The sequence below is a fragment of the Mesorhizobium sp. B2-7-1 genome (genome assembly GCF_006440735.1).
GTDB lineage: Bacteria > Pseudomonadota > Alphaproteobacteria > Rhizobiales > Rhizobiaceae > Mesorhizobium.
This window is the reverse complement of sequence record NZ_VFUA01000017.1, coordinates 53,053-66,791: the sequence shown is the minus strand read 5'-3', so window position 1 is coordinate 66,791 and position 13,739 is coordinate 53,053. Positions and strand designations below refer to the sequence as shown.

General features: G+C 65.2%; 11 protein-coding genes. 1 reads left to right on the top strand and 10 read right to left on the bottom strand.

What is annotated here, in order from left to right:
* The first annotated feature begins 20 nt into the window (after positions 1-20).
* Positions 21-620, top strand: coding sequence for an invasion associated locus B family protein (locus FJ471_RS09655; protein ID WP_140802947.1), 600 nt, complete (start codon positions 21-23; stop codon positions 618-620).
* Positions 621-915: 295 nt separating this feature from the next.
* Here the strand turns inward: FJ471_RS09655 and FJ471_RS09650 are convergent, their stop codons facing one another.
* The 10 genes from FJ471_RS09650 to FJ471_RS09605 all read right to left on the bottom strand — a co-directional run bounded on the left by FJ471_RS09650 (position 916) and on the right by FJ471_RS09605 (position 13,714).
* Positions 916-1,608 (bottom strand): response regulator transcription factor, encoded by a 693-nt coding sequence (locus FJ471_RS09650; protein ID WP_140802946.1) that lies wholly within the window; start codon positions 1,606-1,608, stop codon positions 916-918.
* Positions 1,605-4,328: a sensor histidine kinase KdpD gene (locus FJ471_RS09645; RefSeq protein WP_140802945.1), complete on the bottom strand. Its 2,724-nt coding sequence runs from the start codon at positions 4,326-4,328 to the stop codon at positions 1,605-1,607. The genes FJ471_RS09650 and FJ471_RS09645 overlap by 4 nt, the downstream gene beginning before the upstream one ends.
* Positions 4,329-4,383: 55 nt before the next feature.
* Positions 4,384-4,947 carry a potassium-transporting ATPase subunit KdpC gene (kdpC, locus tag FJ471_RS09640; RefSeq protein ID WP_140802944.1) on the bottom strand — a complete coding sequence of 188 codons (564 nt, stop codon included), beginning with the start codon at positions 4,945-4,947 and terminating at the stop codon, positions 4,384-4,386.
* A gap of 12 nt (positions 4,948-4,959) precedes the next feature.
* A complete protein-coding gene (gene kdpB / locus FJ471_RS09635) occupies positions 4,960-7,053 on the bottom strand; it encodes a potassium-transporting ATPase subunit KdpB (RefSeq protein WP_140802943.1) in 2,094 nt (697 codons plus the stop codon).
* Complete coding sequence (locus tag FJ471_RS09630) at positions 7,050-7,304, bottom strand: hypothetical protein (RefSeq protein WP_246684668.1); 255 nt, start codon at positions 7,302-7,304, stop codon at positions 7,050-7,052. Before FJ471_RS09630 ends, kdpB begins: the two co-directional genes overlap by 4 nt.
* Positions 7,288-8,991 (bottom strand): potassium-transporting ATPase subunit KdpA, encoded by a 1,704-nt coding sequence (kdpA, locus tag FJ471_RS09625; RefSeq protein ID WP_140802942.1) that lies wholly within the window; start codon positions 8,989-8,991, stop codon positions 7,288-7,290. Before kdpA ends, FJ471_RS09630 begins: the two co-directional genes overlap by 17 nt.
* Before the next feature lie 20 nt (positions 8,992-9,011).
* Complete coding sequence (locus FJ471_RS09620) at positions 9,012-9,101, bottom strand: K(+)-transporting ATPase subunit F (RefSeq protein ID WP_036257910.1); 90 nt, start codon at positions 9,099-9,101, stop codon at positions 9,012-9,014.
* 635 nt (positions 9,102-9,736) lie between these two features.
* Positions 9,737-11,173 carry an amidase gene (locus tag FJ471_RS09615; protein WP_140802941.1) on the bottom strand — a complete coding sequence of 479 codons (1,437 nt, stop codon included), beginning with the start codon at positions 11,171-11,173 and terminating at the stop codon, positions 9,737-9,739.
* 205 nt (positions 11,174-11,378) lie between these two features.
* The gene (locus FJ471_RS09610) at positions 11,379-12,470 is read right to left on the bottom strand and encodes a Gfo/Idh/MocA family oxidoreductase (protein WP_140802940.1); all 1,092 of its coding nucleotides are present in this window, start codon (positions 12,468-12,470) and stop codon (positions 11,379-11,381) included.
* 71 nt (positions 12,471-12,541) lie between these two features.
* Complete coding sequence (locus tag FJ471_RS09605; RefSeq protein ID WP_140802939.1) at positions 12,542-13,714, bottom strand: ABC transporter substrate-binding protein; 1,173 nt, start codon at positions 13,712-13,714, stop codon at positions 12,542-12,544.
* Positions 13,715-13,739 lie beyond the last annotated feature (25 nt).

Sequence of the window (13,739 nt, the reverse complement as noted above, 5' to 3'; positions counted from 1 at the left end):
GGCGGCCAAGAAGGGATGTCATGAAGACGAAGTACGCGTATCTCGCGGCGATGCTGGCAGCTGCCTGCATTGCCGGTGTGCCGGCGGCGGGGCTTGCCGCGCAGAACAAGGGCGATAAGGTGGCGCCCGCGGCCGCTCAGCCAGCCGACGCGGCGGCCAAGCCGCAACTGCCGGGCGGCGCCTCGGCGCTGTCGGAAACGCATGGCGACTGGACGGTTAACTGCCAGGTCACCGGCACCAACAAGGTCTGCAGCCTGTCGCATCAGCAGTTCAACAAGCAGAGCGGCCAGCGGCTGCTGGCGATCGAATTGACGACCAAGACCGGCCAGGATGCCGCCGGCACGCTGGCGCTGCCCTTCGGGCTTGCCTTGGCCAACGGCATTTCGCTCGAGATCGACGACAAGAAGCTGGACGGCACGCTGCAATTCAACACCTGCCAGGCGGTCGGTTGCCTTGTGCCGGTGACATTCGATGCCGACACCACGCCGCTCCTGCAGAACGGCACCACGTTGAAGATCAACGCCATCGCGGCGGACACGACGCAGCCGATCTCCTTCACCATCTCGCTCAACGGTTTTGGAAGCGCGCTGGCGCGGACGGCGGATTTGTCGGCGGATTAGTTCGCTGGAGACCAGCCGGCTGATGTCTCTTGGCGGCTCTACCCCTGCCGATTTGCCGAAACGCTGAACGCTTCGTCATCCACGGGCGAAGCAAGGAGCGAAGCGACGCGGCGCAGACCCGAGGATCCATTCCGTGACCTCGATGCGCCGCGACGGTGCAGAATTCTGCTCCGCTGCACTCCACGGCAAAAGTCACGGAATGGATCCCAGGGTCTCCGCGACGGAGCTTCGCTCCTGCTTCGCCCGGGGATGACGACCTTGAGATGCTTCGGCCAACCACAGCGGTTTGCGTCAGCTACTCAACCTCGCGCAAACGGTACCCCACTCCCGTCTCGGTGATGATGTAGCGCGGCTGGTCCGGCGTCTTTTCGATCTTCTGCCGCAGCTGGCGCACGTAGACTCTCAGATACTGGACGTCCGTCGAGTCGTTCCAGATCTGCTTCATCAGGAACTGATGCGTCAGCACCTTGCCGGCATACTGCACCAGCATGCGCAGGATGTCGTATTCCTTGGGCGACAGTTTCACTTCCTTGCCCTCGACCTTGACGATGCGCTTCACCAGGTCGACGGAGAGGTCGCCGGTATGGAATACCGGCTTCTCCCCCTGCTGCTGGAATTTGTGGCGCAGCGCCACGCGGATGCGCGCGACCAGCTCGTTCATGCCGAAGGGCTTGGTCACGTAGTCGTCGGCGCCGAGCTCGAGTGCCGAAACGATGCCGGCCTCGTCGGTGCGGCTGGACAGGATGACGACGGGAATGTCGAGGCCGTCGCCGCGCCATTTGCCGAGCAGCTCGAGGCCGGTGATGCCGGGCAGGCCGAGATCGAGCAGGATGAGATCTGGCCGCTCGGTCTGCATGAGTTCGAGCGCCGCCTTGGCGTTCGGCGCCTCGGAGACCGCGTAGCCCTGGCTGCCGAGGCCGACGCGCAGCAATTTGCGGATCGGCGGCTCGTCGTCGACGACCAGGATGGAGACGGTCTGGTTTGTCATGCCGCGTCGTCCGTAAGGGGTGCGCCGAGCGCCGGCAAGTCGGCCGGCACCGGCATGCGGATGGTGAAGATCGCGCCCGGACGGTCGGTGCGGTTGGCCGCCGCGATCGTGCCGCCCATCGCCTCGATGAAGCCGCGGCTGATCGACAGGCCGAGACCGGTGCCGGCGCGCACCTGGTCGCGCTTGCGCACGCGGTAGAAGGTGTCGAATATCCGCTCCAGGTCGTCGGGCGGGATGCCCGGTCCCTCATCCATCGCCTGCAGGATGACGGCGCCGTTGTCGACCCAGGCCTGCAGCCGGATGGCCGAGCCGGGCGAGGCGTATTTGGCGGCGTTGTCGAGGAGGTTGAACAGCGCCTGCTCGAACAAAACAGGGTCGAGCCGCAGCATCGGCAGGTCGGCCGGAATGTCGGTCTCTATCTTGTGCTCGGCGGTGATCTTCTGCGCCCGGTTCAGCGCCGAGCCGACGACGTCGCCGACAAAATGCAGCGCGTAATTCGGCTCCATCGCGCCCGACTCGATCCTGGTCATGTCGAGCAGGTTGGCGATGAAGCGGTTCAGCCGCTCGGACTCGCTCACAACTGTCGACAGGAGCTCGGCGCGATCCTTCTCCGGCAGCGCGGGCGCGAATTCCTTCAGCGTGCCGGCCGCGCCCATGATCGCGGCAAGCGGCGTCTTGAGGTCATGCGAGATGGAGGTGAGCAGCGCCGAGCGCAGCCGGTCGGCTTCGGCGGCGAGCCTGGCGCGGTCGACATCGGCGACGAGCTGGACGCGTTCTATGGCGACCGCAGCCTGGTCGGCCAAAGCGTCTAGCAGACGCTGCTGCTCGGGCGTCAGCAGCGGACCCTGCTTATCGTTGTCGAGGCCGACCACGCCGATCGCGGTCCGCCCCGTCCGCAAGGGGAGGTAGAGACGTTTCGCGCCGGGCAAGGTGTCGGCGCCGCGCCCGGCGGCGCGGTTATGCTCCCAGGCCCAGCGCGCGGCCGCGATATCGGCCTCGGCCAGGGTGTCGTCCGGCGGATAGCCGGCCTTGACGGTGATGGTGCCGTTTTCCGGCAAAAGCAGCACGACGCGGACTTTCAGCATCGAAGCGATCTGGAAGGCGGTAGCCCATAGCACGTCGTCGAGCGTGCCGGCGCCGGCGAGCTTCTTGGAGAAGGAATAGATGTCCTCGGTGGCGCGCGCCCGCGAGCGGGCGGCGACCGCTTGGCGCTGCACGCGCGCCGTCAGATTGCTGGCGATCACGGCGACGACGAGGAAGACGGTGAAGGCCACGATGCTTTCCGGATCCCTGATCGTCAGCGTGTAGCGCGGCTCGAGGAAGAAGAAGTTGAAGGCAAGCGCGCTCAGGAAACAGGCATAGAGCGCCGGCCAGAGCCCGAACGTCACGGCCGCGGTCAGCACCGCCAGAAGCAGGACGCTGGCGAGATTGCGCACGTCGAGGAACTGGTCGAGGATCGAGCTGACGGCCAGCGCGCCGGCGACATAGGCCGTCGAGAACAGATAGGGCCAGATCTGGAAAGGCTTCTGCTCGGGCGCGGCTTTCACCCGCGCCGACGGCGCGTCGCCATCGCGCTCGGCGCCCGAAATGACATGGACGCTGATGTCGCCCGCGTTGCGGATCAGATCATAGGTGAGCGAGCCCTCGATCAGCTCGCGCCAGCGCGAACGGGTCGGCCTGCCGATGACGATATGGGTGAAGTTGTTCGCCGTCGCGTGGCGCACGATGTCCTGGGCGACATTCTGGCCGGGAATGGTGGCGATCTCGGCGCCGAGCTGCTCGGCGAGACGCAGGTTCCTGGCCAGGCGGTCCTTATCCTCCTCGGACAGGCCGGCGAGGCGCGGCGTGTCGACATGCAGCGCCGTCCAGCGCGCGCGCAACCGGTCGGCCAGCCGGCGCGCATAGCGGATGCGGGCCGCTCCGCCAGGTTGCGAGTCGACGCAGACGAGAACCCGCTCGCCCGCCGCCCACGGCCCGGGAATGGCGTGCGACTGCATGTGGTTGAGCAGCTGCTCGTCGACGCGCTGCGCGGTGCGGCGCAGCGCCAGCTCGCGCAGCGCCGTCAGATTGCCCGGCGAAAAATAGTTCTCGATGGCGCGCTGCGCGGTGTTGGGGAAATAGACCTTGCCGTCCTGCAAGCGTTTGATCAGGTCGTTGGGGGTGAGGTCGATGACCTCGATGTCGTCGGCCTCGTCGATGATGGAATCGGGAACCGTCTCGCGCACCCTGACGCGGGTGATCTGGGCGACGACGTCGTTCAGGCTTTCGACATGCTGGATGTTGAGCGTGGTGTAGACGTCGATGCCTTGCGCCAGGATCTCCTGCACGTCGAGATAGCGTTTGGGATGCCGGCTGCCGGGCGCGTTGGTGTGGGCGAGCTCGTCGACCAGGACGAGGGCGGGGCGCCGCTTGAGGATGGCGTCGATGTCCATCTCTTCGAGAGTCTGGCCGCGATAGTCGACCAGGCGGCGCGGGATCAGCTCATAGCCGTCGACCAGGGCCTGGGTCTCCTTGCGGCCGTGCGTCTCGACGATGCCGATCACCACATCGATGCCGTCGGCGCGGCGGGCACGGCCCGCCATCAGCATCTCGTAGGTCTTGCCGACGCCGGGCGCGGCGCCAAGAAATATGCGCAGCCGGCCGCGGCCCTCGCGCTCGGCATGCTCCAGCAGCGCGTCGGGAGAGGGGCGGTTCGCGGGGTCGGTCCTGTCGTCCGGCATCAGGTCCAATCATGAATTGCGCCGGGGATCGTGTCGATCCCCGGCGCGAAGCGGATTATTTCAGCTCGTCCAGCGCAAGGTTCAGCGCCAGAACGTTGACCACAGGTTCGCCGAGGACGCCAAGCTCGCGATCCTCGACATGGCTGTCGACGAGCGTCTTGACCTTGGCCTCGTCCACGCCGCGGGCCTTGGCGACGCGCGCCACCTGGAAATAGGCGGCGTCGGGGCTGATGTCGGGATCGAGGCCGCTGCCGGAGGTGGTGACGAGGTTCATCGGCACCGGCGCGTTCGGGTTTTCGGCCTTCAGCTTCTCGGCGTCGCCCTTGACGCGGTCGATGAGCTTCGGATTGGTCGGGCCGAGATTGGCACCGCCGGAGGAACTGGCGTCGTAGCCATTGCCGGCTGCCGACGGCCGGCCGTGGAAATAGCGGTCATTGGCGAAGGCCTGGCCGATCAGGCTGGAACCGATCACCTTGCCGTCCTTGACGATCAGGCTGCCATTGGCCTGGTTGGGAAACAGTGCCTGGGCGATGCCGGTCATGCCGATCGGATAGACGAGGCCGGCCAGCGCCGTGAAGAAGACGATCATGACAAAAGCGGGTCTGAGTTGCTTGAACATCGGGATAAATCCTTATGCGAGGCCGAGGGCCGTGACGATCAGGTCGATCGCCTTGATGCCGACGAACGGCACGACGATGCCGCCGAGGCCGTAGACCAGCAGGTTGCGGGTGAGCAGCGAACCGGCGCCGATGGCACGATACTTCACGCCTTTCAGCGACAACGGGATCAGCGCGATGATGATCAGCGCGTTGAAGATGATGGCCGACAGGATGGCGCTCTGCGGCGTCGCCAGATGCATGATGTTGAGCGCCTGCAGCGGTCCGGTTTTCTGCCCGGGCGCGACGTAGAAGACCGCGAACATCGCCGGGATGATGGCGAAGTACTTGGCCACGTCGTTGGCGATCGAGAAGGTCGTCAGCGAGCCGCGCGTCATCAGGAGCGCCTTGCCGATCTCGACGATCTCGATCAGCTTAGTCGGGTCGCTGTCGAGGTCGACCATGTTGCCGGCTTCGCGCGCGGCGACCGTGCCGGTGTTCATGGCGACGCCGACATCGGCCTGGGCGAGCGCCGGCGCGTCGTTGGTGCCGTCGCCGCACATGGCGACCAGCTTGCCCTTGGCCTGCTCCTCGCGGATCAGCGACAGCTTGTTCTCGGGAGTCGCCTGGGCGAGGAAGTCGTCGACGCCGGCTTCGGCAGCGATGGCGGCGGCCGTCAGCGGGTTGTCGCCGGTGATCATCACCGTGCGGATGCCCATCTTGCGCAGCTCGGCGAAACGCTCGCGGATACCGCCCTTGACGATGTCCTTGAGGTGGACGACGCCGATCAGGCGCCCGTCGCGCTCGACCGCCAGCGGCGTGCCGCCGGCGTTGGCGATCTCGTCGGCGATGGCCTGCAGGTCGCGGATGGTTTCGGTCGTCGGACGCGCGCCGTGGGCGGCGACGGTCGCCTGGTTCACGTGATTGAGCACCGCATCGACCGCGCCCTTGCGCACCGACGAGCCGTCGATGTCGACGCCGCTCATGCGGGTCTGCGCGGTGAAGGGCACGAAGGTGGCATGCAAGGTTGCCATGTCGCGGGCGCGGATGGCGTATTTCTCCTTGGCCAGCACGACGATCGAGCGGCCTTCCGGCGTCTCGTCGGCCAGCGATGCAAGCTGGGCAGCATCGGCCAGGTCCTGCTCGGTGACGCCCTTGACCGGTCGGAACTCGGTCGCCTGGCGGTTGCCGAGCGTGATGGTGCCGGTCTTATCGAGCAGCAGCGTGTCGACATCGCCGGCGGCTTCGACGGCGCGGCCGGACATGGCAAGCACGTTGAAGCGCACCAGGCGGTCCATGCCGGCGATGCCGATGGCCGACAGCAGCGCGCCGATCGTGGTCGGGATCAGCGTCACGAACAGGGCAACGAGGATCGTCACCGAGATATAGCCGCCCGAATAGGAAGCGAAGCTCGGGATGGTCGCGGTCGCCAGCACGAAGATCAGCGTCATGCCGACCAAGAGGATGTTGAGCGCGATCTCGTTCGGCGTCTTCTGGCGCTCCGCGCCCTCGACCAGCGAGATCATGCGGTCGAGGAAGGTGTGGCCGGAGGCGGCGGAGATGCGCACGCGGATCCAATCGGACAGGACCTGGGTGCCGCCGGTGACGGCGGAGCGGTCGCCGCCGGATTCGCGGATGACCGGCGCGGATTCGCCGGTGATCGCCGCTTCGTTGACCGAGGCCACGCCTTCGATCACCTCGCCGTCGGAGGGGATGATGTCGCCGGCCTCGACCAGCACGATGTCGCCGACCTTCAGGCTGGTGCCCGGCACCAGCTTGAACTTGGAGCGATCGCCGTTGGTGAGCAGCTTGGCCTGGGTCTCGGTGCGCGCCTTGCGCAGCGAATCGGCCTGCGCCTTGCCGCGGCCCTCGGCCACCGCCTCGGCGAAATTGGCGAACAAAACGGTGAACCACAGCCAGATGATGATCTGCAGCGTGAAACCGAGATCGCCGCCACCGGTGATGAGGTCGCGGATGAAAAGCACGGTGGTGAGCAGCGAGACGACCGCGACGACGAACATCACCGGATTCTTGACCAGCGTGCGCGGATCAAGCTTGCGGAAGGCGCCAGCAATGGCGGGTATGAGGATGCGGGCATCCAGAATGCTCGCGGATTTGGACTGGCTCATTTCGAGACTCCAGTGTCGGTGATGTTGGACGGCGCCGGCTGTTCGGTCTTCGGGAACAAGTGCGGAAGGCCGGTGGCCAGCAGCCACAGCACGAACAGCACGGCGGCCATGCCGAGGAAGGTTGAAAGCGTCGGGAAAGGACGAGGCTTCTCGTCCCTTCCGTTGTCGGGCGCCCCGTCACCGGTCTGGTGACGGTCGTTCCGGCGTATGTCGTTGAAGCGGGGCATGGTCATCTCAGAAGGTCTGTCCATGGATCATCGCCAAATGCTCGACGATCGGACCGACGGCGAGCGACGGGAAGAAGGTGAGGCCGCCGACGATGATGATGACGCCGACCAGGAGGCCTACGAACAGCGTGCCGTCGGTCGGGAAGGTGCCGGCGGAGGCGGGCACCGTCTTCTTGGCGGCCAGCGAGCCGGCGATGGCCAAAGCCGGGATGATGACCAGGAAACGGCCCATCAGCATGCCGAGGCCCAGCGTAATGTTGTACCAGGGCGTGTTGCCGGAGAGGCCGCCGAAGGCCGAGCCGTTGTTCGCGGCCGCCGAGGTATAGGCATAGAGCACCTCGGTGAAGCCGTGCGGGCCGCCATTGGCCATCGAGGCCACGGCGCTCGGCAGGACAACGGCGATGGCCGTGAAGATCAGCATCGCCAGCGGCAGGCACAGGATGGCAAGCATCGCCATCTTGACCTCCTTGGCCTCGATCTTCTTGCCGAGATATTCCGGCGTGCGGCCAACCATCAGGCCGGCGACGAACACAGCGACGACGACGAACATCAGGATGCCGTAGAAGCCGGCGCCGACGCCGCCGACGATGACTTCGCCGAGCTGCATGTTGATGAGCGGGATCATGCCGCCGAGTGCGGTGAAGCTGTCATGCATGGCGTTGACGGCGCCGCAGGAGGCAGCCGTGGTGATGACCGCGAAAAGCGCCGACGCGGCGATGCCGAAGCGCGTCTCCTTGCCTTCCATGTTGCCGCCGTCGATGCCAAGCGCATGGACCAGCGGGTTGCCGGCGGCTTCCGCCCAGTAGCAGACGGCGACGCCAACGAGGAACAGCACACCCATCGAGGCAAGGATCGCCCAGCCCTGGCGCTGGTTGCCGACCATGCGACCGAAGACGTTGGTGAGAGCGGCGCCGATCGCGAAGATCGACAGCATCTGGATCAGGTTGGAGATCGCGTCCGGGTTCTCGAAAGGATGCGCGGCGTTGGCGTTGAAGAAGCCGCCGCCATTGGTGCCGAGCATCTTGATGGCGATTTGCGAGGCAACCGGCCCGAGCGCGATGGTCTGCTTGGCGCCTTCCAGCGTGGTGGCGTCGACATACGGACCGAGCGTCTGCGGGATGCCCAGCCAGACATAGGCAAGCGTCAGCACGACGCAAATCGGCAGGAGCACGTAGAGCATGCAGCGGGTCAGATCGACCCAGAAATTGCCGATCGACTTGCCGGACGCGCGGGCGAAGCCGCGGATGAGCGCAATGGCGATGGCAATGCCGGTGGCGGCCGAAACGAAGTTCTGGACGGTGAGGCCGGCCATCTGCACGAGATAGGACATCGTGCTTTCGCCGCCGTAGTTCTGCCAGTTGGTGTTGGTGACGAAGCTGACGGCCGTGTTGAAGGCGAGGCCGGGCTCGACCGCGGCCATGCCGGCAGGGTTGTAGGGCAGGGCACCCTGCAGCCGCTGCAGCGCATAAAGGACGAGGAAGCCGGCGAGATTGAAGAGCAGCATGCCGGTCGCGTAGACGGCCCAGTGCTGCTCCTCCTTCTCGCTCGTTCCGGCGAGACGATAGAGCCCGCGCTCGATGGGGACGAGCACCGGCGACAGCAAGGTACGGTCGCCGCTGAAGATGCGGAAAATATAGCCGCCGAGCGGCTTCACGAGCAAAAGCAGGATCCCGCAAAAGACGAGGATCTGTATCCAGCCATTTATGGTCATGATGGGTCTCCGCGTGCCGGTCAGAAGCGCTCTGGGCGGATGAGCGCGTAGGTGAGGTAGGCAAGCAGGAACAAGGTCACCGCGCCGCCGAGGATGTAGTCGAAAAGCATAATCCGGCCCTTCTGCTCAGATTCTGTCGCAGGCTTTGACGTAGGCTAATGACAGGGCGAAGAACAAAATCCCGATCCCGAGAACTATGAGGTCCATTGCAGGTGTTCCTTGTTTCCACTTTGTGTTTGCGGCTCGCAGTGGCGAGCTCAAAACTGCACGCTGACGCACGTCACCTTGGCGGCGACGGCGATCGAAGCGTTTTTTCGAAGAGGAATATGGACCCGATCGCCATAAAGGTTCGAGACGGGGCGGATGGGAAAGATATAGGAATTTTATAGGGGTTTGGGTGGTCCGTCCGAAGGTCCGATTGGTTAGTGTGCGTTGTCAGATTCCATACCTTGGCGACTGGCCGAGACACCTATCGCGTCGTCATCCACGGGCGGAGCAAGGAGCGTAGCGACGCGCGCAGACCCTGGAATCCATGCCGTTGCCTGGACCGACGTGTGCAACGGTGCAGAATTCTGGACCGCCGCGGCGCTTCCAAGTCACGGCATGGATCCTCGGGTCTGCGCGCGTCGCTACGCTCCTTGCTCCGCCCTGGAATGACGAGGTTCATGAGCCTTCAGCTCATCACCAGCGTTTGCGATGACTACCCCAACGGACGTTGATAGCCCTTGCCCGACAAGGTGATCGCCTACAGCACCGGCCGCCGATCCTTCCAAGGCATTTCCTGCTCCAGCAGCGTTGACAGCGCCAGCACCGTCGCCTCATCGCCGTAGCGGCCAACGAGCTGCACGCCGATCGGCACGCCGCCGGCCGACTGCCCGAGCGGCAGCGAGATCGCCGGCAGGCCGGAGATGTTGAAGGGGAAGTTGAAGACCGCGTCGCCCCATTTGGCGTTGTAGCGGTCGAGATCGGTTTCCGACATGTCGTAGTAGCCGAGCGGGCGCGGCAACTGCGTCAGCGTCGGGGTGATGAAGATGTCATAGGGGTTGAGATCGCCAACGATGTCGCGGCCGATCAACCTCAGTTGCTCGACATCGGAAATATGCTTGATGCCGCTGGTCGCGCGGCCGCGCTGGATGATCGCCCAGGTCAACGGTTCGACATCGTTCGGCGTGACGGGGCGCCCGACAAGCGTTTCGAGGAAACCGAAGGTCGCGGCCGTCTGCACGCAGGTCATGTCGGTGTAGGTCTTCCATACGGCATCGGCATCGAGCGGCATGTCGTGCTCCTCGATGGCGTGGCCGAGGCGTTCGAGCGCGGCGACCGTGGAGAGCACGGTCGCCTTGACTTCGGGGTCGATGGCAGCGCCGTTGGGCGGCGTGACGGTGAAGCCGATGCGCAGTTTCTTCGGCGGCCGAGCGGAGAGGCCGAGCCAGCTGCCCTCCGGCACCGGCGGCGTGTAGGCGTCGCCGGGCATGGCACCGGCCACCGCATCGAGATAGGCGGCAGTATCGCGCACCGTGCGCGAGCAGCAGAGGAAATAGGCGCCGCCGTACCAATAGTCGCCGTAGGGCGCGAGGCTGACCCGGCCGCGCGAGGGCTTGAGGCCAACAATGCCGCAGCAGGAAGCCGGCACGCGGATCGAGCCGGCGCCGTCGCTGGCTTCGGCGATCGGCACCATGCCCGAGGCGATCGCAGCCGCGGCGCCGCCGCTCGAGCCGCCGGGCGTGATGCCGTCCTTCCACGGGTTCTTCGTCGCGCCGTAGAGTTTCGGTTCCGTGGTGATAGACCAGCCGTTCTCGGGCGCGTTGGATTTGCCGACCAGCACAAAGCCGGCGGCCTTGATGCGGCGCACGACCTCGCTGTCGGAATCGGCGACGAAGTCCTTCATGTAGAAGCAGGAATTGGTAAGGGGCGCGCCGGTCCAGGAGGAGGCGAGCTCCTTGAGCAGATAGGGCACGCCGGCAAAGGGCGCGGTTTTATCCACCGTCGGCGCTTGGGCGCGCGCCATGTCGTAGAGGCGATGGATGACCGCGTTGAGCCGTGGGTTGAGGCGCTCGATCGTGGTGATCGCCGCTTCGACCAGCTCAGCAGGTGAAACCTCGCCGCGCTTCACCAGCCCGGCGAGCGCCAGCGCGTCGGACTGGGTGTAGGTTTCGAGCAAGCTTTTCGAGATCGCGGCCATGTGTTTCCTCCCGTTAGGTGCTTGCCGAAGGCTAAGGGTGGCTTGGCGCACTCACCCTCACCCAGCCTCCGCTTCGCTCGGCTGACCTCTCCCCGCTGGGGAGAGGAGACTTTCAGCGCCGGCGCTTCCCTCTTCTCCCCACCGGGGAGAAGGTGGCCGCGAAGCGGCCGGATGAGGGGCTGGCGCTACCGTTGACCGAGTAACCTCAGGCCAGCTCGACGGTCCGCTTCTCCGCGATGCTCTGCTCGGCCGCCAGCACGATGCGCAGGCTGTTGACCGCGGCATCCATCTGCTCGCTCAAATCGAGGTCCTCGCGGATGGCACGCAGGAAGAAGGCCTGCTCGCGATCGCAAAGCTCCTGATGTCCAGGCTCATCCTCCATGCTGACGATCTCGTCGGGCTTGGAAAAATTCTTGTCGCCATCGACCTGCGCATAATGGATCTTCAGCGCGTCGGTCTTGGTGTGGCGGTCGATGTCGGCGGAATCGGAAACCTCCTCGGCGTCCTTGGCGCTGCTTCCCGACTGGCCGGCGACGATCGAGACGGCGCCCTTCGGGCCGACCACGTCCTTCACGAAATAGGCGGTCTCGCTCATCATCGGGCCCCAGCCCGCCTCGTACCAGCCGACCGAGCCGTCATCGAAGGTGACGTGCAAATGGCCGTAATTCTGCTTATCGGCCTCGGCCCAGAGTTTTGCGCCGATGCCGTGCACGCGCACCGGCTTAGCGCCGGTCAGCTGGCACATGACGTCGACATAGTGCACGCCGCAGTCGACGATCGGGATCAGCGAGTCGATCAGGTTCTTGTGCCAGTGCCAGGCGGTGCCGCTGCTCTGCTGGTTGAGGTTGAGGCGCATCACCAGCGGCTTGCCGAGCGTCTTGCCGACCTCGATGAATTTGATCCAGGACGGATGGACGCGCAGGATGTAGCCGAGCACCAGCTTGCGGTTCTTCGCCCGCGCGGCGGCCACCACCTTCTCGGCATCCGCGATGTTGGTGGCCAGGGGCTTTTCCATGAACACGTGGCAATTGGCGGCGATCGCCTTCAGCGCGTATTCGGCATGCGTGTTCGGCCAGCTGTTGATCGAGACCGCGTCCGGCTTCGTCTCCTTCAGCGCCAGGTCGAAATCCTCGTAGAGCGGGTAGCCGGCGAGTTCCTTCGGGATCTTCTTGTTGCTCTTGATGGTGCGGCTCATGATGCCGACGATCTCGAAGCCTTCGGAGCGGTGATAGGCGCTGGCATGCGAGGCGCCCATATTGCCCAGACCAACCACCAGGATTCTTACTTTGCCGGCCATCTCAGCCTCCTCAATGCTTTGAACGATAATTCGGGCGGCGCGATGCGCCGCCCGTTGGGGATCGGTTCGCCCTATTTGACGGCGGAGTCGAACAGGTGCGCCTTGATCTTGTCGACGTCGAGCGTGGCAAAGCCTTCCGACAGCTTCACGCCGTCGGCGTCAGCCTTGACCTTGGCCTTGTCGAAGTCGTTGGCGGCCGGGATCAGGTCGTTGGTGCAGACGTCTTCCGCCTTCACCGGCGCGGTGATCTGGCCGATCTTGAGGATCTCGTCGAAGAAGCCCTGCCAACTCGCCATGTCGTGCGAGCCCCAGCCGCCGCGCTTGTCCATGTCGCCGCGGAAGACGTTGATCTGCTGCAGGATCGAGGTCGTGCCGAGCTCGGGGCCGAGATTCTTGGCCAAGGTGGGGAACTGCTCGAACACGGCTTCGACCGCGGCGCGCGGGTTCTGGTAGCCGAATTCGAGGCCCATCGCCCAGCCGCGCAGGTATTTCTCCAGGAAGGCCTTCTTGTCGGCGTCCTCGAGGTCGGCGGCGCGCACGACGAAGGTGTTGGCCGGCAGCTTGGAATTCTGCACGCCCAGCCAATATTCGAAGTCGAGGCCCTTGGCGATCCATTCGGCGCGCAGCCCTTCCCAGGAGAGCGCCGCATCGCCCTGGCCGCCGGCAAGCGCGGTGCCCCAGGTCGGCCAGCCGGCCTCGACATATTTCACCTTCTTGATGTCGACGCCCTGCGCGGCGAGCAGCGGATCGACGATCGCCTGCCAGGCGGCGGAGCCGAGCAGGACGGTCTTGCCCTCAAGCTTCTTAAGGTCGTTCGATCCCTCGCCCTTGCGGAAGGCGATGCTGAACGTGTCGCGCGCGCCCATGTGGAAGACGGACTTCAGCTTCATGCCGTTCTGGATGGCGAAGGAGAAGACGCCGGGCGAGGGGAAGCCCATGTCGGCCTGGCCGACATCGACGAACTTCACCGTCGCGGTGCCATCCGAGGGGCCTGGCTGCATGTCGGTGTTGAGGTCGCCGAAATAGCCTGCCTTCTTCGCCGACCAGTAGGGATAATCGTCCAGCACTTCCAGCGTGCCGCGCGGCGAGATCCAGGTGAACTTCTCGTACGCCGCCGCCCTCGCCTTCAGGCCGGATGCGCCGAGCGCGGTGGCGGTGACGACGCCGGCCGCCGTCACCTGCAGGAAATAACGGCGGCTGATGCCGGCCGGGGCGCTGGAATGGATCGGATTTTCGTTGGTCATGGCATTCCCCTTTTGTTGATTGCTT